General features: G+C 65.5%; 16 protein-coding genes. 10 read left to right on the top strand and 6 right to left on the bottom strand.

All coding sequences use genetic code 11. The annotated features are described in order from the left end of the window. Window positions 1-4 precede the first annotated feature (4 nt). Genes ACVIGA_RS33425 through ACVIGA_RS33415 form a run of 3 tightly spaced genes read right to left on the bottom strand, consistent with a single transcriptional unit; the run spans window position 5 to window position 5,112 of the window. On the bottom strand, window positions 5-1,948 hold the full coding sequence (locus tag ACVIGA_RS33425) for an alkyl/aryl-sulfatase (RefSeq protein ID WP_456669354.1): 1,944 nt from the start codon (window positions 1,946-1,948) through the stop codon (window positions 5-7). A 50-nt stretch (window positions 1,949-1,998) separates the two neighbouring features. Then, window positions 1,999-3,819 (bottom strand): flavin-containing monooxygenase, encoded by a 1,821-nt coding sequence (locus tag ACVIGA_RS33420; protein ID WP_456669353.1) that lies wholly within the window; start codon window positions 3,817-3,819, stop codon window positions 1,999-2,001. 48 nt (window positions 3,820-3,867) lie between these two features. Further along, a complete protein-coding gene (locus ACVIGA_RS33415; protein WP_456669352.1) occupies window positions 3,868-5,112 on the bottom strand; it encodes an acyl-CoA dehydrogenase family protein in 1,245 nt (414 codons plus the stop codon). A gap of 103 nt (window positions 5,113-5,215) precedes the next feature. Between ACVIGA_RS33415 and ACVIGA_RS33410 the strand changes: the two genes are divergently transcribed. Together ACVIGA_RS33410 and ACVIGA_RS33405 are read left to right on the top strand one after the other, a co-directional pair. Beyond that, on the top strand, window positions 5,216-6,004 hold the full coding sequence (locus ACVIGA_RS33410) for an IclR family transcriptional regulator (RefSeq protein WP_456669351.1): 789 nt from the start codon (window positions 5,216-5,218) through the stop codon (window positions 6,002-6,004). Window positions 6,005-6,048: 44 nt separating this feature from the next. Beyond that, a complete protein-coding gene (locus ACVIGA_RS33405) occupies window positions 6,049-7,029 on the top strand; it encodes a Bug family tripartite tricarboxylate transporter substrate binding protein (protein WP_456669350.1) in 981 nt (326 codons plus the stop codon). 17 nt (window positions 7,030-7,046) lie between these two features. Here the strand turns inward: ACVIGA_RS33405 and ACVIGA_RS33400 are convergent, their stop codons facing one another. Genes ACVIGA_RS33400 through ACVIGA_RS33390 form a run of 3 tightly spaced genes read right to left on the bottom strand, consistent with a single transcriptional unit; the run spans window position 7,047 to window position 10,952 of the window. Then, window positions 7,047-8,150: an ABC transporter ATP-binding protein gene (locus ACVIGA_RS33400; protein WP_456669349.1), complete on the bottom strand. Its 1,104-nt coding sequence runs from the start codon at window positions 8,148-8,150 to the stop codon at window positions 7,047-7,049. A 12-nt stretch (window positions 8,151-8,162) separates the two neighbouring features. Next, on the bottom strand, window positions 8,163-9,188 hold the full coding sequence (locus ACVIGA_RS33395) for an ABC transporter substrate-binding protein (protein WP_456669348.1): 1,026 nt from the start codon (window positions 9,186-9,188) through the stop codon (window positions 8,163-8,165). 21 nt (window positions 9,189-9,209) lie between these two features. Then, window positions 9,210-10,952 (bottom strand): ABC transporter permease, encoded by a 1,743-nt coding sequence (locus ACVIGA_RS33390; protein ID WP_456669347.1) that lies wholly within the window; start codon window positions 10,950-10,952, stop codon window positions 9,210-9,212. 546 nt (window positions 10,953-11,498) lie between these two features. Between ACVIGA_RS33390 and ACVIGA_RS33385 the strand changes: the two genes are divergently transcribed. From ACVIGA_RS33385 to soxA, 8 genes are all read left to right on the top strand, one after another. Continuing rightward, complete coding sequence (locus ACVIGA_RS33385; RefSeq protein ID WP_456669346.1) at window positions 11,499-12,896, top strand: MFS transporter; 1,398 nt, start codon at window positions 11,499-11,501, stop codon at window positions 12,894-12,896. Between the two features lie 153 nt (window positions 12,897-13,049). Next, window positions 13,050-13,499 carry a (2Fe-2S)-binding protein gene (locus ACVIGA_RS33380; protein WP_456669345.1) on the top strand — a complete coding sequence of 150 codons (450 nt, stop codon included), beginning with the start codon at window positions 13,050-13,052 and terminating at the stop codon, window positions 13,497-13,499. Window positions 13,500-13,509: 10 nt separating this feature from the next. After that, on the top strand, window positions 13,510-15,696 hold the full coding sequence (locus tag ACVIGA_RS33375) for a molybdopterin cofactor-binding domain-containing protein (RefSeq protein WP_456669344.1): 2,187 nt from the start codon (window positions 13,510-13,512) through the stop codon (window positions 15,694-15,696). Window positions 15,697-15,753: 57 nt separating this feature from the next. Further along, window positions 15,754-17,025: an FAD-dependent oxidoreductase gene (locus ACVIGA_RS33370; protein WP_456669343.1), complete on the top strand. Its 1,272-nt coding sequence runs from the start codon at window positions 15,754-15,756 to the stop codon at window positions 17,023-17,025. Continuing rightward, window positions 17,018-17,467 carry a sulfur oxidation c-type cytochrome SoxX gene (soxX, locus tag ACVIGA_RS33365; protein ID WP_456669342.1) on the top strand — a complete coding sequence of 150 codons (450 nt, stop codon included), beginning with the start codon at window positions 17,018-17,020 and terminating at the stop codon, window positions 17,465-17,467. The genes ACVIGA_RS33370 and soxX overlap by 8 nt, the downstream gene beginning before the upstream one ends. 13 nt (window positions 17,468-17,480) lie before the next feature. Further along, window positions 17,481-17,945: a SoxY-related AACIE arm protein gene (locus ACVIGA_RS33360; protein ID WP_456669341.1), complete on the top strand. Its 465-nt coding sequence runs from the start codon at window positions 17,481-17,483 to the stop codon at window positions 17,943-17,945. Further along, window positions 17,945-18,265, top strand: a complete 321-nt coding sequence (gene soxZ / locus ACVIGA_RS33355) for a thiosulfate oxidation carrier complex protein SoxZ (RefSeq protein WP_223968153.1) — start codon at window positions 17,945-17,947, stop codon at window positions 18,263-18,265. The genes ACVIGA_RS33360 and soxZ overlap by 1 nt, the downstream gene beginning before the upstream one ends. Further along, window positions 18,262-19,035, top strand: a complete 774-nt coding sequence (soxA, locus tag ACVIGA_RS33350) for a sulfur oxidation c-type cytochrome SoxA (protein ID WP_456669340.1) — start codon at window positions 18,262-18,264, stop codon at window positions 19,033-19,035. The genes soxZ and soxA overlap by 4 nt, the downstream gene beginning before the upstream one ends. Window positions 19,036-19,061: the final 26 nt, after the last annotated feature.

Raw genomic sequence — 19,061 nt, 5'->3', positions numbered from 1 at the left:
TCGGTCACGTCACCACCGTCCGCTTCGGCTCGACGATCTCGAACATCCGCGGGAATTCGTCCATCAGCATCATCAATTCGCCGAGTCGCAGCGGCTCGCCTGATACCTTGACCTTGCCGGCGCCGACGGCCTCCGGGAACGTGGTCAGCTTGGCGATCACCTCGTCGATCACGCTGCGCGCCAGCGTGAAGCTGGCGTGCGCGTCGCTCGCCTGCGCGCCCTTGACGTAGGTCAGCGCCGAATTCTCGAGGTTGAGCACGAAGCTCTCGCCGGTGTCGGTGAAGCTCCAGTTCAGCACGATGCGCTTGCCCTCGGCCCTGGGGCCGTTGAGGCGGACGCCGAGCACGTCCCAGAGCTGCTCGGTGCGCAGCGCAGCCAGCGTCTCGCGCGGCATCGGCGAGCGTGGCGGCGTCTTCGGCATGCCCTGCCGCAGCTCCTGGGCGCCGAACAGATAGGCGTTGCGCCAGGTCGAGCTCTCCGCGGCGTAGCCGAGTTGCTCGAACGTGTCGGCGAGCAACGCGCGGGCCGCCTGGTTGTCGGGCTCGGCGAAGACGAGATGGCTGACGGCCTGCGCGACGAAGCGGAATTCGCCCTTGGCGAAATCCGCGGTGGCGCGTTTCAGGATCGCATCGGCGCCGCCCATATACTCGACATACTTCTTGCCGGCATCGACCGGCGGCAAGGCATCGAGATTGACCGGATTGGCGTCGTACCAGCCGAGATACTTCTGGTAGATCGCCTTCACATTGTGCCTGATGTGGCCGTAATAGCCGCGGCCGTGCCAGGCGCCCTCTAAGCTCTGCGGCAGGCGGATCGTCTCGGCGATTTCGGCCGCGTTGAGGCCGTGGTTCATCAGCCGGATGGTCTGGTCATGCGCATATTTGTAGAGATCGCGCTGCTGGCGGATCATGGTGTCGATCCGCTCTTTGCCCCACACCGGCCAGTGATGCTGGCCGCACATCGCCTCGGCCTTGCCGCCCCACATCTGCAACGCCTCGCCGAGATATTTCGACCAGGCTAGTGCGTCGCGCACATCGGCGCCGCGGAACGGCAACAGATTGTGGAAATTGTGTGTGCAGTTCTCCGCGAGGTTCAGCAGCTTGTAGCGCGGAATGAAGAAATGCATCTCCGCCGGCGCTTCGCTGTTCGGCGCCATCTGGAATTCGAACTCGACGCCGTCGATGATGCGCGTATCGCCGGTCGCGATGATCAGATCGGTCGGCCGCAGCAGCGCCACGCCGCCCGCCGCCATGGTCTTGCCGAGGCCGCAATCGACCTGGCCGCGCACGCCCTTGGCGAGGAACGGCCCGAACTGGTATTGCGCGCGGCGCAACATCGCCGGCCCTGCGATGATGTTCTCGGAGACCGCGTGCTCCATGAAGAAGTTCGGCGCGATGATCGGCACGCCCGCCGCCAGCATGGCGTCGTCGAGCACGCCGCGCGCGCCGCCCCAATGGTCGGTGTGGGTATGGGTGAAGATCACTGCGGCGACCGGCCGCTTGCCGCGATGCTGGAAGTACAGTTCCATCGCGGCGCGCGCCCCCTCGATCGAGGTCAGAGTGTCGACCACGATGACGCCCTTGTCGCCCTCGATCAGCGTCATGTTGGCGATGTCGAGCCCGCGCACCTGATAGACGCCCGGCACCACCTCGAACAGGCCGTGATGCATGTTGAGCCGCGACTGCCGCCACAGGCTCGGATCGACGGTCGCGGGCGCCTTCTCGTCGGAGAGGAAGCCGTAAGGCTCGAGGCTCCAGACCACCCTGCCCTGGGCCGAGGTGACGCGCGCGTTCTCGATGGTGCCGAGGAAGCCGCGCGCGGCGTCGTCGAAATCCCTGGTGTCGGCGAACGGCAGCGCCTTCAGCGTCGCCTCGTGCTGCGCGATGACCGGCGCGGATGCCGCCTTCGGACCTTCGTGCGACGTCTCACCTGCGGTTGTCTGGGTCATACTCAGGCACTCCCTCATCTGGCAGAAAATCAGTCCCAATCGCGCATGCCTCAGCGGAACTGGACGCCTTCGAACTGGCCGCTGTTGCGCCAGCCGTCGATGTATTTGAAGTAGGCCAACGCGCCCGCCGGATAGCCGACATGGAGCTTGGCGGCAGGCCCGGGCTCGCGGCCCTCATTGTTGTAATAGCCGGGCGTGCAATCCGGCCCGCCGATCATTCGGCCGACCGCGGTCAGCAGCAGCTCGACCCAGCGATCCTCGGCTTCCTTGCTGACTTCGATTTCCTTGAGGCCGTTGTCCTGCGCATGAGCGACCATCAAGGCGATGGTCCGCGCCGCTTCCGTCAAATTGTGCGGCACGTTGGAGATGAGGTTGGCGCCCTGCGTCGGCTGCACGAAGAACACGTTGGGGAAGCCATGCACGTGGATGCCGTGCTTGGTGCGCATACCCTTGGCCCAATGCTCCGACAGCTTGATGCCGTCGCGGCCGGTCAGATCGAAGCCCGCGCGCCTGCGATATTCGGTTCCGACCTCGAAGCCCGATGCGTAGATGATGCAGTCGAGCTTGTATTCCTTGCCCGCGACGACGATCCCGTTCTCGGTGATCTCCTCGACGCCCTTGCCGTCGGTATCGACCAGATGCGTGCCCGGCGTGTTGAACGCCTGAAGATAGGCGTCGTGGAAGCATGGCCGCTTGCAGAGCTGGCCGTACCAGGCCTTGAGATTCCTGGCCGTCTCGCTGTCGCCGACGATGCTGTCGACCCGGTTGCGGATCTCCTCCATCTTCTCGAAGTCGGAATCCTCGAACACCGCCCGCATGTTTTCCACGGTCCGCTGCTCACGCGGCAGCAGCATCACCTTGGCGCGAATCCGCTTCGACAAATCAGTCCAGCCGTCCTGAACCAGATCTTCCTCGGCCGATCCGCCGGCCTGGTTGGCGGTGAAATTCTCCAGCCAGCGCTGTTGCCAGCCCGGCGTTGCGATATCGGCGAACCAGTCGGGATCGATCGGGCCGTTGCCGCGCACATCGACCGACGACGGCGTACGCTGGAACACGTACAGCTCCTTGCAGGCGCGCGCGAGGTGCGGAATGCATTGCACCGACGTTGCACCGGTGCCGATGATGCCGACGCGCTTGTCGGCAAGCTTGTCCATCAGTGCGCCCCGGGGATCGCCGCCGGTGTAATCGTAATCCCACCGGCTGGTATGGAACGAGTGGCCCTTGAAGCGCTCGATGCCGGGAATGCCGGGCAGCTTCGGCACATGCAGCGGGCCGGTGCCGATGCCGATATATTGCGCGGTGAAGGCGTCGCCCCTGGTGGTGCGGACGATCCAGCGCGACTGTGTCCCGTCCCAATCGAGGCTCGTCACCTCGGTGTGAAACAGCGCGTTGTCGTAGAGATTGAACTGCCGGCCGATCCGCTGGCAGTGCGCCAGGATTTCCGGCGCATGCGCGTATTTCTCCGACGGCATGTGGCCGGTCTCTTCGAGCAGCGGCATGTAGACCATCGACGCCGTGTCGCACTGCGCGCCGGGATACCGGTTCCAGTACCAGGTGCCGCCGAAATCGCCGCCCTTCTCGACAATACGGACATCCTTGACCCCGGCCTCGGTCAACCGGGCCGCGGTGGCGAGCCCGGCAAAGCCGCCGCCGATGAAGGCGAAGGTGACGTGATCGGTCTTCGGCGCGCGCTCCACCACCGGCGTGTAGGGATCCTCGAGATAATGCGCGAGCTGGTCCTTGATCTGGAGATACTGGTCGTTGCCGTCAGGACGCAGCCGCTTGTTGCGCTCCTCCTGATACTTCAGGCGCAGCCGCTCCTTGTCGATCGCGGCGGGCTTTGCGTCTCGGGCTTGCTCAGACATCGTCATCGGAAGGGCGCCTCGTTTAGGGATAATCGGTGGATACTCTAGCGCCGCTCAGGCGGGATGTGCAGCAAGATAGGGCGAGTTGGCGATCGACCATTCCGGCATCGGCTCCATCCGGAATATCTGCCGCAGATGCACCTCGTCGGGTCCGTCGCCGATCCGGAGCAGCCGTCCCCACGCCAGCGCCTGATGGATCGGCGTATCGTCGGAGCCGCCCATCGCGCCGAACACCTGCATCGCACGGTCGGCGATCTTCTGCAGCATCGCCGGCACCGCGACCTTGATCAGTGAGACGTCGCGCCAGGCGCCGTGATGGCCGGCCTGATCGAGCCGCCAGGCGCAGCGATACGCGAGCAGCCGTGCCTGCTCCAGCTCGACACGGGCTTCGGCGATCCAGCGCTGCACGGTATCGTACTGGATCACGGTGCGCCCGAACGCACTGCGCTCCGCGGCGCGCGCCATCATCAATTCGATCAGGAGCTCGCAGAGCCCGATCGAGCGCATGCAATGGTGGATGCGCGCCGGGCCGAGCCGGATCTGCGCGACCTTGAAACCCTCGCCCTCCGCCCCAAGCAGATTCTCCACCGGCACCCGCACATTGTCGAACACGAGCTCGCCGATCGGAGCAACATGATCTTCACAGCCCATCCAGCGTAGCCGCCGCACCAGCCGCACGCCGGGCGCATCCATCGGCACGATGATGCAGGAATGCCGGCTGGTGCGCTCGGCGCCGGCATCGGTGACGCCCATCACGATCAGGAAGCTACAGCGCGGATGCGCGGCGCCGGTGATGAACCATTTGCGGCCGTTGACGATGTAGTGGTCGCCGTCGCGCATCATCCGCGTTGCGATGTTGGTGGCGTCGGACGAGGCCACATCGGGCTCGGTCATGCCGAAGGCGGAGCGCGTCTCGGCGTTGAGCAGCGGCGCCAACCAGCGCTTCTTCTGCGCCGGCGTCGCGCAGGCCTGCAACGCGATCATGTTCGGCACATCAGGCGCCTGGCAGTTGAACACCTCCGGCGCCCAGAACAGCCGCCCCATGATTTCCGCCAATGGCGCGTAGTCGAGATTGGAGAGGCGTGTGCCCGACTCATCGTCGGCCAGTTCGGGCAGGCCAAGATTCCACAGGCCGGCCGCGCGCGCCTGTTGTTGCAGCTCGGCCATGAAGGGCGGCGTGTCGCTGTGCGCACGGACGTGATCGAGCCAGGCGCGATGGCGCGGCAGCACCGCCTGCTCGAAGAAGGCCGACAGATCTTTCCGCCACCGCTCCGACCGTTCGGACAGATCGAAATCCATGCCGCCTCCCGTATTTTGGGCGGGAGATAAGCCTATATCGAAACGATTTGCAAATTCATTTCGATATATTGACATTTCTGGCCATACTGGACCATTATTTCGTATGGCGGCATTGTCCACTCTCGAATCCCAGGCGGATCCCTCCTTTGCGACCACCCTGGCGCACGGGCTCGATCTGCTCGCGGCCTTCCGCAACCACGCCGGCCCGCTCTCGAATGCGGAGCTTGCCGAGCACACCGGCCTGTCGCGGCCGACCGTCTCGCGCCTCAGCTACACGCTGGAGCAGCTCGGCTATCTCAAGCGCGACGCCAAGGGCCGCTTCGTGCTCGGGCTCGGCGTGCTTGCCGCCGCCTATCCAGTGCTGTCGTCGCTCAAGGTCCGCCAGCTCGCGCGTCCGCTGATGCGCGACTTCGCCGCCTACACCGGCGGCACGGTGTCGATCGCGATGCCGTTCGGGCTCGACTTCATCTATGTCGAAACGCTGCGCACCACCGACGCAGTACCGCACGTTCCTGATGTCGGCTTTGTCTCCTCGCTGGCGCCGACTGCGGTCGGGCGCGCGCTGCTGTCGCAGTTCACGCAGGACGAACGCGACGCCTATGTCGCGCGCGTGAAGGCCGAGCGCCCCGAGGAGCTCGACTACGTCGAACGGCGCACGTTGCCGGACATCGAGCTCTGCAACGAACGCGGCTTCGCGGTCTCGCTCGGCGAATGGCGTCGCGAGATTTTTGGCGTCGCCGCCCCGCTGTACCGCACGCCCGCCGGCGAGTGCCTGTCGGTCAATTGCGGCATCCCCTCGTTCCGCTTCAGCGCCGAGCAGATCGAGCGCGAATGCGGGCCGCGTATCCTCGGGCTCGCCCGCAGCATCCGTTCGCTGGTGGCCGACAACTAGACCACGCATCGCACGAACGATGCGGGAGACATCGGGAGGGAGAGATGCGCGGCATTGCAACCGCCACGGCCTTGCTTGCGGCCGCGATCACGGCGCTGTCCGGCGGCGTTGCTGTTCGGGCGCAGGACAATTATCCGAGCCGGCCGATCCACATCATCGTGCCCTACCCTGCCGGTGGCATCGTCGACATCGTCGCGCGCGCTGTGACCGAGCAGGTCGGCCGCGACTGGAAGCAGACCGTCGTGGTGGAGGCGCGGCCCGGCGGCAACAGCAATATCGGCACATCAGCCGTCGCACGCAGCGAGCCGGATGGCTACACCTGGGTCGTCACCGGCCCCGCTTTGCTGGTCAACCCGGATCTCTACAAGGACGCCGGCTGGAACGCGGCAAGGGATTTCAAATGCGTCGGCCTCGCCGTCTGGAATCAGAGTGTGGCGCTGGTGCACCCGTCGATGCCGGTCAAGACCATCGGCGAATTCGTCGAGCTGGCCCGCAAGCGGCCCGGAGAGTTCAATTTCGGCAATCCCGGCACCGGATCGTCGATCGACCTCAGTGCGCAGAAACTGTTTCAGGCCGCCGGCATCAAGCTGACCAATGTCGGCTACAAGGGCCAGCCGCAGGCGTTGATCGACCTGATGACCAACCTGATGCATTTCGAGATCGTCTCGCTCGAGCTGGCGCTGCCGCACATCAAGGCCGGCAGCGTCAAGCCGCTCGCGGTGTTCACCGACAAGCGCGTCCCCGACCTGCCCGACGTCCCGACCATCGCGGAAGCCGGCTTTGCCGAGGCCGCCTACGTTCCCTGGTATGGCATCTACGTGCCGGCCGCGACACCGGCGCCGCTGCTTGCGAAGATCAACGCGGCGATCAACAAGGCGTTGCAGAACCCCGACGTGCAGCGCCAGCTGTCGCTCGCCAATATTCCGGGCAAGCCGATGTCGCTCGATGAGCTCGCCGCGCTGATGAAAGCCGATCAGCAGAAGCTGACCACCGTGATCAAGACTTCGGGAATGGCGCTGCAGTAGCTTCTGCCCGGTTCTGTTTAGTCTTGGGACATCGGCCCATTGTCACGGTAGGCCCACAGGCATTCGCGCGGCAGCGCGACCTGCGCCTCGACGCCGACCTGATGGCGCGCGGCGGTGCCGAGCTCGATCGCCTCCAGCCGTTTGCCGAACAGCTCGATGCCGTAGGCGGTCTGGGTGCCCTGGTAGCGCCGGTCGAGCACCTTCGCCGCAAACGTGTTGGCGCCATCGGGCCGGCCGATCGCGATGTTCTCGGGCCGCAGCGCCACGCGCACCTTCTCATCGGGATTAAGCGGCTGGAACAGCGCGACCTCGCCTCGCCGGCCATCGCCGAAATCGACCACACCATAGCCGCCGCTGCACGCGACCAGCGTGCCGGCGAGCTCGTTGGTCGCGCCGGTGAAATTGGCGACGAACAGATCGGCCGGACGGTTGTAGATCACGTCGGGCGTGTCCATCTGCAACAGCTTGCCGTCGCGCATCACGCCGATCCGGTCGCCGAGCACGACCGCCTCGGCTTGATCATGAGTGACATAGAGCGCGGTCATCCCGGTCTGCTTGAGGATGACGCGGAGGTCGTCGCGCAGCCGCAGGCGCAGTTTGGCATCGAGGTTCGACAGCGGCTCGTCGAGCAGCAGGAGTTGCGGCCGGTACACCATGCTGCGCGCCAGCGCGACGCGCTGCATCTGGCCGCCTGAGAGCGCCACCACCGACCGGTCGGCATAATCGGACAATCCGACCAGCGCCAGTGCGTCGTCGACCATGCGGGCGGCGTCGGTGCGGCCGACCGTGCGGTGCTTCAACGGATAGATCACGTTCTGCCGCACCGTCATATGCGGCCACACCGCGTAGGACTGGAACACCATGCCGAGGTTGCGCAAGCGCGGCGGCACCAGAATGCCGCGCGCCGGCGACGATACCACTCGCCCGGAAATGCTGATCTCGCCATCCGTCGGATGCTCGAGCCCGGCGACGCAGCGCAAGGTCGTGGTCTTGCCGCAACCGGACGGCCCGAGCAGCACCACGATCTCGCCGGCCGGCACGCCAAAGCTGACGCCGTCGATCGCCGGGCGACCGATCGCGAACTGCTTCCTGAGATCGTGGACCTCGAGCGTTGCCGTCATCGCTACACCAGCCTATTGCCGATACCCGTAGATCTTGTCCCAGTCCGCGACCCACGCCGCGTGCAGCTTCACGTACTCGTCGAACTTCGGGTACCAGAGCTTGACCGCCTTGGGATCGAAGCCCTCCGGAAATGCCGGCGGCTCCTTCAACGACGTGAGATTGCCGAGCTCCTTGATCATGAAGGTCTGTCCTTCCTTCGACAGGCACCAGTTCAGGAACAGCTTTGCCGCATTGGGATGCGCAGCTGTCTTGGGAATGCCGCTCGCATAGGGATTGACCGGCGCGCCCTCGGGCGGAAAGAAGATCTCGATCGGCGCGCCGTCCTTCTTCTTCTGGTAGATCACGTTGTAGAGCAGCGGCGCGATCGCGATCTCGCCGCGCACCAGGGCGTCGGCCGTCGGCGCCCCGGAAGGATAGAGCACGGGATGGGTCGCGGCCTGCCTGGCCCAGTAGTCATCGCCGAGCACCTGGCGTTCGAACATGATCCGGGTCCAGGTGGTGCCGCCGGACTGCGCGAACACCTGCCCGATCAGCTTGTCGTATTGCGGCTTGGTCAGATCCATCCAGGATTTCGGCGGATCCTTCACCAGCTCGGTGTTGTAGCCAATCGACCAGGCGATGGTGGCGCGCGGCCACAGCTTCGGCGAGATCAGCGCGTCCTTGCTGTAATCGGCCGCGTTCGGCGGCGCATAGTCCTGGAACAGATCCTCCAGCGGCTGCATCAGCGCGCGATCTGAATGGTCGACGACGTCGGCGATCAGCTTGCCGGCCGCGGCTTCGGTCTTCACGCGGGTGATGAGCTGGCCGCCGGGCGCGCGGACCATCTCGACCCTGATCTCGGGAAAGCGCTTGTTGAACGCCTTGATCACCTGCTGTTCGATCTCGGCAAAGTTCGCGGTGTAATAGACGAGCTTGCCCTCGGCTTTTGCAGTGGCGATCAATTCCGCCGAGCCGAACTCCTGTGCCCGCGCCGCCGGCGCCAGCGCGAGCGTTGCGACGCTCGCCAAGGCCAGTGTGGTGAAGGTTCGTCTATCCATCGCCAATCCTCCCCTTATTCGTTATCCGGTCCGCGCCACGTTGCCCTGCGCCGCCCCGCGCGACAGCCAGTTGGCGCCGCCGATCAGGACACCGAGCAGCACGGTCTGCACCAGGCTGAAGGCCGCGGTCTTGCCGATATTGCCGCCTTCGTAATAGTCGAGCAGCAGCACCGACATCACCATGGTGTTGCTGGTGTAGAGGAACAGCGACGAGCCGAGCTCGCGGATCGCCAGCACGAACAGCAGCGTCATCGACGCCAGCACGCCCGGCCGCGCCAGCGGCAGCACGATCGTCCTGATGGTGCCGAGCATGCCCCGGCCGCAAACCCAGGCAGCCTCTTCGAGCTCGCGATGGATCTGCAGGAATGACGTTGACAGCGCCTTCACAGTGTCGGGCATGAAACGCGCGATGAAGGCGAGCGCAAGAATCCAGATCGTGCCGTAGAGCCCGCCGGGCACGCCGATCCAGGCCCAGAGATAGGCGACGCCGACCACGAGCCCGGGAATTGCGACCGGCAGCGTCGAGATCAGGTCGATGGCGCCGCGCCCCGCGACGCGGGTGCGATGGATGGTGTAGCCGATCGCAAAGGCGAGCGCGCCGCCGACAATGGCGGTGATGATGCCGACCTCGATCGCGTTGTAGATCGACCTCATGGTCAGCGGATTGTCGAAGATGCTCTCGAAATGCATCAGCGAATACTGCCGCATGTCGAACAGGCTCGCGGCGTCGCGGATGAACATGAACTTGCGGAACGCCGCGACGATCAGCGCCAGCGACGGCAGCACCACGACGATGACGAGATAGACGATCCCGAGCGCGAAGGTGACCCAGCGCCACCGCCCGAGATCGAGGCTGCGCGGCCGGAACGCCTTGCCCGCAACGGTCGTATAGCTGCGCCCGCTGAGCAATTTCTGCTGCAGATAGACCAGGAGCCCCGTGACCATCATCAGGATGATCGCAACCGCCGCTGCGGTGTTGTAGAGCGGCGGCGACCAGTTGGTGAGCTTGAAGATGTAGGTCGTCAGCACGTTCAGATTGGTCGGCGCGCCGAGCACGGCCGGGATGCCGTAGATGCCGAGCATCACGATGAACGACAGCAGCATGCCCGAGACGATCGCCGGCATGATCAGCGGAAACGTCACCGTGAACAGCGTGGTGAATGCGCTGGCGCCGGAGATTTCCGCGGCCTCCTCCAGGCTCGGGTCCATGTTGCGCAGCGCCGACGACGTGAACATGTAGACATAGGGCGCGTAGTAGATGCCGAACACGAACACCAGGCCCCACATCGAATAGAGATCGATGCGCAGGTCGGAGCCCATCCACTTGAACATCGTGTTGATCAACCCGGTCTTCGGCGAGCCGAGGATCGCCCAGGCCACACCCGCCACCAGCGGCGGCGCGAACAGCGGCAGGATGCTGGCCGCAGCGATGAAGCCCCTGAACGGCGTGTTGGTGCGAACCACGATCCACGAGAAGAACAGCCCGATCGCGACCGCGATCACAGTGCCGCCGCCGCAGGCGATCAGCGTGTTGAGCAGCGCCTCGCCGACATTCGGATTGGCAAGCACGGCGAGGAAATTGGCGATCGACAGATGGCTCAGGCTGAGGCGGATGCCGTCCACCACCGGGTTGGTGTCGGTGAGCGCGCCGAGCAGCAGCATCAAAACGGGATAGATGACCAGGAAGCCGAGGATCGCCAGCAGCGCCGTGATCCAGAGGCCAGTGAATGCGCGGCGCCGGGTTCCCTCCCTGGCGCTTCGCATGGCTTCGCTGCGCCAGTCGGCCTGTCCGTGCAATGCGCGCGTCCCCTCTGCGGCGCGATCTGACGTCGCGCCTGCTTGTATGCCAAGCGTAGTCGATCGCGACCGTGACGCAAGCTATCCGAAAGTCGCTTGCGTGCGGTTGTCTGACACACCGCGGGAACACGAACTCGATCGATCGCGCTCACGCGCCACAATCTCGGTGTCGTCCCTACGAAGGCAGGGACCCCATCAGCACAGGGCTGTGTTGTTGAAGAGGGCTGCGGCCCCAGCGTCGCGCAACAATTGTCATTTGTGGTTATGGGTCCCGGCCTACGCCGGGACGACACTGAATTTGTTGCGCGGCCGCCGAGTCATATTTCGGCGTTCTCGCGACACAATTTGCGCGAGTGTTGCTCTTCGTTCCACCCCTCGCCGCGCGACCGACTCTCGGCCGCGGCCTGCCGGTCCGCGTCCGGCAACGTCACTTCGCATACGCATCATGCAATGGCGCGGCTGGGGAACGGGATGGTGACGTAGTACATGGCGATCCCGGAGACATTTTCAGGCATGCTCGAGAAGACCCCGACCACCGCGGCTGCGGCGCCGATCACCGATGGATTGCCCTGGGAACGGCGGCGCTGGGCGGTGGCCGCGATCTTCACCGCGCTGGCGATGGCCTCGCTCGATACCGCGATCGCCAACATCGCGCTGCCCGCGATCGCCAGCGATCTGCATGTCAGCCCTGCGGAAGTCGTCTGGGTCGTCAACGTCTACCAGATCGCCCTGGTCGCCACGCTGCTGCCGCTCGGTGCACTCGGCGAAATCGTCGGCCACCAGCGGATCTACATCGGCGGTCTCCTGCTGTTCACATTGGCGTCACTCGGCTGTGCGCTGGCGTGGTCGCTGCCGAGCCTCCTGGTCGCACGCACCTTGCAGGGGCTCGGCGCCAGCGGCCTCATGAGCGTCAACACCGCGCTGGTGCGCTTCGTTTATCCGAGCCGGATGCTCGGCCGCGGCTTCGGTCACAATGCGCTCGTGGTCGCAAGCGCCATGTCGCTCGGGCCGACGATCGCCTCCGGCATCCTCGCGCTCGGCCCGTGGCCCTGGCTGTTCGCCGTCAACATTCCCTTCGGCATCGTCGCCTTGCTGATCGGCATGAAGACGCTGCCGAAGACGCCGCGCGCCACCCACGCTTTCGACTTCGCCGGTGCGGCACTGGCCTGCGCCTGCCTCGGGCTCTTCATCATCAGCATCGGCAGCGCCGCCCATAAGACCGCGCCTGCGCTCGTCATCTCGGAGTTTGCCGGCGCCCTGCTGTTCGGCTGGATCCTGACCCGGCGGCATGCCGATCATCCGGCGCCGATGCTGCCGATCGACCTGTTCCGCCGTCCGATCTTCGCGCTGTCGGCCGCGACCGCCGTCTGCTCATTTGCTGTGCAGGGCCTCGCCTTCGTATCGCTACCGTTCTACTTCGAGGACATACTGCACCGCTCGCAGGTCGAGACCGGCTTCTTCATGACGCCCTGGCCACTGGTGGTCGCCTTCATGGCGCCGATCGGCGGCCGGCTGTCGGATCGCTATCCGGCCGGCATCCTCGGCGGCATCGGCATGCTGCTGCTGGGCCTCGGCATGGTGCTGCTCGCGACCCTGCCGGCCGAGCCCGGTATTGCCAACATCGTCTGGCGCACCATGATCTGCGGCATCGGTTTCGGCTTCTTCCAGACCCCCAACATGAAGGCGATCATGTCGAGCGCACCGCCGCATCGCAGCGGCAGCGCCAGCAGCATCGTTGCGACCGCACGGCTGACCGGACAGACTACCGGCGCTGCACTCGCCGCGCTCTGCTTCGCACTCGCCGATCGCGAGGGCGCAACCGTAGCGCTGGGGCTGGGTGCCGGATTTGCCGCGCTCGGCAGCGTCATGAGCTTGCTGCGCCTGGCCGTCGCCTCACCGCAAAAGACATGACAGGCATGTTGCATGCGCGGAGCGCGACCATACACCGCGCCATCAACTTTCTTCCGCACTGCAAGCGCATATTCTTGATTTGAACCGTTCCAGTTTCAAGGCCAACATCGCCCCGAAGTCCAATCGGAGGATTGGACCATTCAGGGGAAAGCGATGGCAAACCTCAAAATCAACGGCAAGACTACCAATGTAGACGTCGAGGACGACACGCCACTGCTGTGGGCGATTCGCGAGAATGTCGGACTGACGGGGACCAAATACGGCTGCGGCATCGCACAATGCGGCGCCTGCACGGTGCATATCGACGGCGTCGCGATGCGCTCCTGCGGCGTGACCGTGAGCGAAGTGGCCGGCAAGGACATCACCACCATCGAGGGCCTCGCGGCCGGCGGCGTGATGCACAAGGTGCAGCTCGCCTGGATCGCGAGCGACGTGCCGCAATGCGGCTATTGCCAGAGCGGCATGATCATGGCCGTCGCGGCGCTGCTGAAAGAGAATCCGAAGCCGAGCGACGACGACATCAACGACGCCATCACCAATATCTGCCGCTGCGGCACCTTCCAGCAGGTGCGCGAGGCTATCCATGCTGCCGCGAACGCATGAGGAGGCAGCCATGAACCAACACATCATGCCGACACTCAACCGCCGCGCCTTCGTGATCGGCACGGCAACGGCCGGCGCCGGGCTCGCGCTCGGCCTCGATCTGCCGTTCGGCGGTCCCTCCGTGGTGCGCGCCGCCGACGGCGCGCCTGAAGTCAACGCTTGGGTCGTGATCCGGCCCGACGACACCGTGGTGATCCGCATCGCCCGCTCCGAGATGGGCCAAGGCACGCTGACCGGCCTCGCCCAGCTCGTCGCCGAGGAACTGGAGTGCGACTGGTCGAAGGTCACCACCGAATATCCGACGCCCGGCCAGAGCGTCGCCCGCAAGCGCGCCTGGGGCGATTTCTCGACCGGCGGCAGCCGCGGTATCCGCACCTCGCAGGACTATGTCCGCAAGGGCGGCGCCACCGCACGCGTGATGCTGATCCAGGCCGCGGCCAATGAGTGGAAGGTGCCAGCCACCGAATGCAAGGCGGCCAACAGCGTCATCACCCACACGCCCTCGGGCAAGACCACGACCTACGGCAAGGTCGCGGAAGCCGCCGCCAAGCTCGAGCCGCCGGCCGACGTCAAGCTGAAGGATCCGAAGGACTGGACCATCGCCGGCAAGGGCCTGAAGCGGCTCGACACCGTCGACAAGACCACCGGCAAGATGACCTACGGCATCGACGTCAAGCTGCCGGGCATGCTGAACGCCGCGATCAAGGACTGCCCGGTGTTCGGCGGCAAGCTGAAGAGCTTTGACGAAGCCAAGATCGCCGGCATGAAGGGCGTCAAGAAGGTGGTGCCGGTCGGCGACAGCGCCGTTGCCGTCGTCGCCGACACCTGGTGGCACGCCAAGTCTGCGCTCGACAAGCTGCCGATCGTCTGGGACGAAGGCGACAACGCGAAGGTCTCCAGCGAGACCATTGCGAAGTGGCTTGCCGAAGGTCTCGACAATGCACAGCCGGCCTATGTCGGCAACCAGAACGGCGACGCCAAGGCGGCGATCGCGAGCGCGGCCAAGAAGGTGGAAGCTGTCTACAGCTATCCCTACCAGAACCACGCCACGATGGAGCCGATGAACGCCACTGTGCTCTACACGCCTGACAAATGCGAGGTGTGGTGCGGCACGCAGAACGGCGAGGCGGCGTTCGCGGCGGCGCTCGAGGCCTCCGGCCTGCCGGCGGAGAAGGTCGACGTGCACAAGTTGATGCTCGGCGGCGGCTTCGGCCGGCGCGGCATGACCGACTATGTGCGGCAGGCGGTGGCGATCGCCAAGCAGATGCCGGGCACGCCGATCAAGCTGTTGTGGTCGCGCGAGGAGGACATGCAGCACGGTAAGTATCACCCGATCACGCAGTGCAAGCTGACCGGCGCGTTCGATGCCGACAACAATCTGGTGGCGCTGCATTACCGGCTGTCGGGTCAATCCATCCTGTTCTCGGTGCGCCCGGAAGCGCTGCAGAACGGCATGGACCCCGCCGCGTTCCAGGGCGTCGCGCAGTCCGGTGAAGCCGCGATCGGCTATGCGGTGCCGAACTTGCTGGTCGAGCATGCGATGCGCAACCCGCACGTCCCGCCCGGCTTCTGGCGCGGCGTCAACGTCAATCACAACGCGATCTACATGGAATGCTTCATGGACGAGCTTGCCCAGGCCGCCGGTCAGGACCCGGTCGAATTCCGCCGCAAGCTGATGGGCAAGCACCCCAAGCATCTCGCGGTGCTCAACGCCGTGGCCGAGAAGATCGGCTGGGGCACGCCGGCGCCGCAGGGTGTCTATCGCGGCATCGCGCAGGTGATGGGCTATGGCAGCTATGTTGCCGGCGCCGCCGAGATCTCGGTAACCGACGGCAGCAAGATCAAGGTGCACCGTATCGTCGCCTCCACCGACCCCGGCTATGTCGTCAATCCGGCGCAGGTGGAGCGGCAGATCGCGGGCTCCTTCGTCTATGGCCTCAGCGCGCTGTTCTATGGCGGCTGCACCGTGAAGGACGGCCGCATCGAGCAGACCAATTTCGACACCTACAACTCGATGCGCATCAACGAAATGCCGAAGGTGGAATCGGTGATGGCGCCGAGCGGCGGGTTCTGGGGCGGCGTCGGTGAGCCGACCATAGGCGTTGCGGCGCCGGCGGTGCTCAACGCCTATTTCGCCGCGACGGGAAAACGCATCCGCTCTTTCCCGCTGCGTAACCAGAACATCTCTTTCGCCTGATCAAACCAGAAGCGGCGGTCCGACCGGCCGCCGCTTCCTTTTTCCGGATTCTTGTGCATGGCCGTCACGCGTCATCCGACGCGCAGGGATGTGGTCCGTGGCGCCGCTGCCGTCGCAGCGGCGGCCTTGTCGCGTCCGTCGCTGGCGCAAGGCGCACCGCGGATCGCGGTGATCGGCGGCGGTTTTGGCGGCGCGGCCTGCGCGCGGGCGCTGCGGCGGCTCGACAAAAAACTGCAGGTTACGCTGATCGAGCCGAACAGGACCTTCACAGCCTGCCCGTTCAGCAACGAGGTGATCGCGGGCTTGCGCGAACTCTCCGCGCAGCAATTCACCTACGACAAGGTTGCGGCGAACGGCATCACCGTCGTCGCGCAGGCGGCCGCCAAGATCGACGCGCAGGCGCGTAGCATCGCGCTTTCCGATGGCACGACGCTCTCCTATGACCGGCTCGTGCTCGCCCCCGGCATCGACATGCGCTTCGACGCCCTGCCCGGCTATGATGAGGCCGCCGCCGAGAAGATGCCGCACGCCTGGAAGGCCGGCGCGCAGACCATGCTGCTGCGCCGGCAGCTCGAGGCCATGGACGACGGCGGCCTCGTCGTGATCGCGGTACCGGCCGCGCCGCTGCGCTGCCCGCCGGCGCCTTACGAGCGCGCCAGCCTGATCGCGCATTACCTGAAAGCGAAGAAGCCGAAGTCGAAGATCCTGGTGCTCGACGCCAAGGACAATTACTCGCAACAGAAGCTGTTCGAGAAGGCGTGGGCGGAGCTCTATCCCGGCATGATCGAGCGGATCGCGCTGTCGCAGGGCGGACGGGTGACGTCGGTCGATCCGGCAACCAACGAGATCGTCACCGATTTCGGCAACTACACCGCCGCGGTCGCCAATGTGATCCCGCCGCAGCGAGCCGGCCGTATCGCGGAGATCGCCGGCGCCGCCGACCACACCGGCTGGTGCCCGATCGATCCGGTCAGCTTTGCCTCCAAGCTGGTGCCCAACATCCATGTCATCGGCGATGCCGCGATCGCCGGCGGGATTCCGAAATCCGCTTCCGCGGCGGCGGCGCAAGGCCGGGCCTGCGCGGCCGCGATCGTCAACGCGCTGGCAGGCAAGGCGCCGGAGACGCCGCGGCTCGATGGCGCCTGCTACAACACCGTTGCGCCGGGCTACGCGTTCTCGCTGAAGGGCATCTATCAGCCGAGGGAAGATCAATACGCCGAAGCCGAGGTGACCACGAGCCCGGTCGACGCGCCGCGCGAGGTGCAGCAGCGCGAGGCCAACCAGGCGCTCGACTGGTTCAAGACCATCACGGGAGACGCCTTTGGCTAGGCTCGCCCCGATAACGTTGCTCGCCGCGGCACTGTTCGCGGCCTGCGCGCCCGTCGGCGCCGAAGAGTTGCGCCCCTATACCGTGGTCGGCGATACGATTCCCGCTTCGCTAACCGGAGCCAAGGGTGACGCAGCCCGCGGCCGTGCACTGATCGTCGAGCGTTCCTCCACTTGCATCCTCTGCCACAGCGGCCCATTTCCCGAACAGGCGTTCCAGGGCGACCTCGCGCCGAACCTCACCGGCAGCGGCAGCCGCTGGTCCGAGGGACAGTTGCGGCTCCGGCTGGTCGACGCGTCGCACCTCAATACGGCGACGATCATGCCGTCCTACTATCGCGTCGACGGCCTCACGCGCGTCGGCGCGTCATGGCGCGGCAAGCCGATCCTGTCGGCGGAGCAGATCGAGGACATCGTGGCTTATCTTCTAACGTTGCGGAACTAGGACCAATCAACGGATGGCGAATTCAAACCAGACCACACGCCGCACGGTTCTCGGCCTCGCCGGAGGCGCGGCAGTGATGGTGATCGTGCGCCCTGCCGACGCCACACCGGCGATGCTGAAGGCCGCGATCCGCAATGTGGTCGGTGAAGCCAATGTGCGGACCGGCAAGGTCAAGCTCGACATCCCACCGCTGGTCGAGAACGGCAATACGGTGCCGATGACGGTCAGCGTCACGAGCGCGATGACGGCAGACGAGTATGTGAAGAGCATCCACGTCTTCAACGAGAAGAATCCGCAGCCGAACATCGGTAATTTCTATCTCGGGCCGCGCGCCGGACGCGCCCAAATATCGACCCGCATTCGCCTCGCCGACAGCCAGAAGGTCACCGCCATCGCACGGCTGTCCGACGACACCTTCTGGTCGACAACCGCTGATGTCGTGGTGACGCTCGCCGCCTGCACCGAGGAGACGATCTGATGCCGTCGGCCCTGATCAACGTGCCGGCCAAAGCCAAGCGCGGCAGCGTCATCGAGATCAAGACGCTGATGTCGCACATCATGGAGACCGGCTATCGCCACACCGCCTCGGGCGACGTGGTGCCCCGCGACATCATCACGAGCTTCACGTGCCGCTTCAACGGCACGGAGATCTTTCGCGCCGATCTTTATCCGGCGATCGCCGCCAACCCGTTCATCACCTTCTTCACCACGGTGACCGAGAGCGGCAAGTTCGAGTTCGAGTGGATCGGCGACAAGGGATTTTCGGAGACCGCGCAGGCTTCGATCACGGTCGAATGAGGATTGCGGTCTGCATCGCGCTGCTGATGGCGATGGCGGGCGCGGCGCTCGCCGCGGAGATTCCGCTATCCGAACGCCGCTCCGGCTACAGCTTCATGAGCGCGGACACCAGGGCGATGCAGGACGAGGACACCGCCAACCCCGGCATGCTGTTCGTGCTCGACGGCGAGGCGCTGTGGACGCGCAAGGCCGGCCGCGCGGACAAGGCCTGCGCCGACTGCCACAACGATGCGCGCATCAGCATGAAGGGCGTCGCGGCGCATTACCCTGGCTTCGAGAAGGCATTGGGAAAGCCGGTCGACCTCGAAGCGCGGATCAATCTCTGCCGCACCAACCACCAGCAGGCATCGCCCTTCGCGTATGAAAGCCGCGAGCTGCTGGCGCTGACCGCCTACGTCGCGCGGCAGTCACGCGGCATGCCGATGGCGGCCGGCGACGATCCGGAGCTGGCGCCCTTCATCGAGAAGGGCCACGCGCTGTTCATGCAGCGGCAAGGCCAGCTTAATCTCGGCTGCACCAATTGCCACGACGACAACTGGGACAAGAAGCTCGCGGGCAGCGCGATCACGCAGGGACAACCGACCGGCTATCCGCTGTACCGGCTGGAATGGCAGTCGCTCGGATCGTTGCAGCGGCGGCTGCGCGCCTGCATCACCGGCATCCGCGCACAGGCCTATGAATACGGCTCGCCCGAACTGGTCGAGCTCGAGCTCTATCTGATGACGCGGGCGCGTGGCATGCCGATCGAGACGCCGGCGGTCAGGCCCTGATTGCACACAGCCCCATCCACGTCATT

It is taken from the genome of Bradyrhizobium sp. USDA 3240 (assembly GCF_054063295.1).
The sequence above is the reverse complement of the archived record's forward strand: the minus strand, read 5'-3'. Positions and strand labels throughout refer to the sequence as shown.

What these genes read in the sequence shown, in the direction of transcription:
- ACVIGA_RS33420 (WP_456669353.1), bottom strand. Translation starts at nt 3,819, where the DNA reads ATGACGATGTCTGAGCAAGCCCGAGACGCAAAGCCCGCCGCGATCGAC.
- ACVIGA_RS33375 (WP_456669344.1), top strand. Translation starts at nt 13,510, where the DNA reads ATGAACCAACACATCATGCCGACACTCAACCGCCGCGCCTTCGTGATC.
- ACVIGA_RS33400 (WP_456669349.1), bottom strand. Translation starts at nt 8,150, where the DNA reads ATGACGGCAACGCTCGAGGTCCACGATCTCAGGAAGCAGTTCGCGATC.
- ACVIGA_RS33410 (WP_456669351.1), top strand. Translation starts at nt 5,216, where the DNA reads ATGGCGGCATTGTCCACTCTCGAATCCCAGGCGGATCCCTCCTTTGCG.
- ACVIGA_RS33380 (WP_456669345.1), top strand. Translation starts at nt 13,050, where the DNA reads ATGGCAAACCTCAAAATCAACGGCAAGACTACCAATGTAGACGTCGAG.
- ACVIGA_RS33370 (WP_456669343.1), top strand. Translation starts at nt 15,754, where the DNA reads ATGGCCGTCACGCGTCATCCGACGCGCAGGGATGTGGTCCGTGGCGCC.
- ACVIGA_RS33425 (WP_456669354.1), bottom strand. Translation starts at nt 1,948, where the DNA reads ATGACCCAGACAACCGCAGGTGAGACGTCGCACGAAGGTCCGAAGGCG.
- ACVIGA_RS33415 (WP_456669352.1), bottom strand. Translation starts at nt 5,112, where the DNA reads ATGGATTTCGATCTGTCCGAACGGTCGGAGCGGTGGCGGAAAGATCTG.
- ACVIGA_RS33385 (WP_456669346.1), top strand. Translation starts at nt 11,499, where the DNA reads ATGCTCGAGAAGACCCCGACCACCGCGGCTGCGGCGCCGATCACCGAT.
- ACVIGA_RS33395 (WP_456669348.1), bottom strand. Translation starts at nt 9,188, where the DNA reads ATGGATAGACGAACCTTCACCACACTGGCCTTGGCGAGCGTCGCAACG.
- ACVIGA_RS33405 (WP_456669350.1), top strand. Translation starts at nt 6,049, where the DNA reads ATGCGCGGCATTGCAACCGCCACGGCCTTGCTTGCGGCCGCGATCACG.
- ACVIGA_RS33390 (WP_456669347.1), bottom strand. Translation starts at nt 10,952, where the DNA reads ATGCGAAGCGCCAGGGAGGGAACCCGGCGCCGCGCATTCACTGGCCTC.
- soxA (WP_456669340.1), top strand. Translation starts at nt 18,262, where the DNA reads ATGAGGATTGCGGTCTGCATCGCGCTGCTGATGGCGATGGCGGGCGCG.
- soxZ (WP_223968153.1), top strand. Translation starts at nt 17,945, where the DNA reads ATGCCGTCGGCCCTGATCAACGTGCCGGCCAAAGCCAAGCGCGGCAGC.
- ACVIGA_RS33360 (WP_456669341.1), top strand. Translation starts at nt 17,481, where the DNA reads ATGGCGAATTCAAACCAGACCACACGCCGCACGGTTCTCGGCCTCGCC.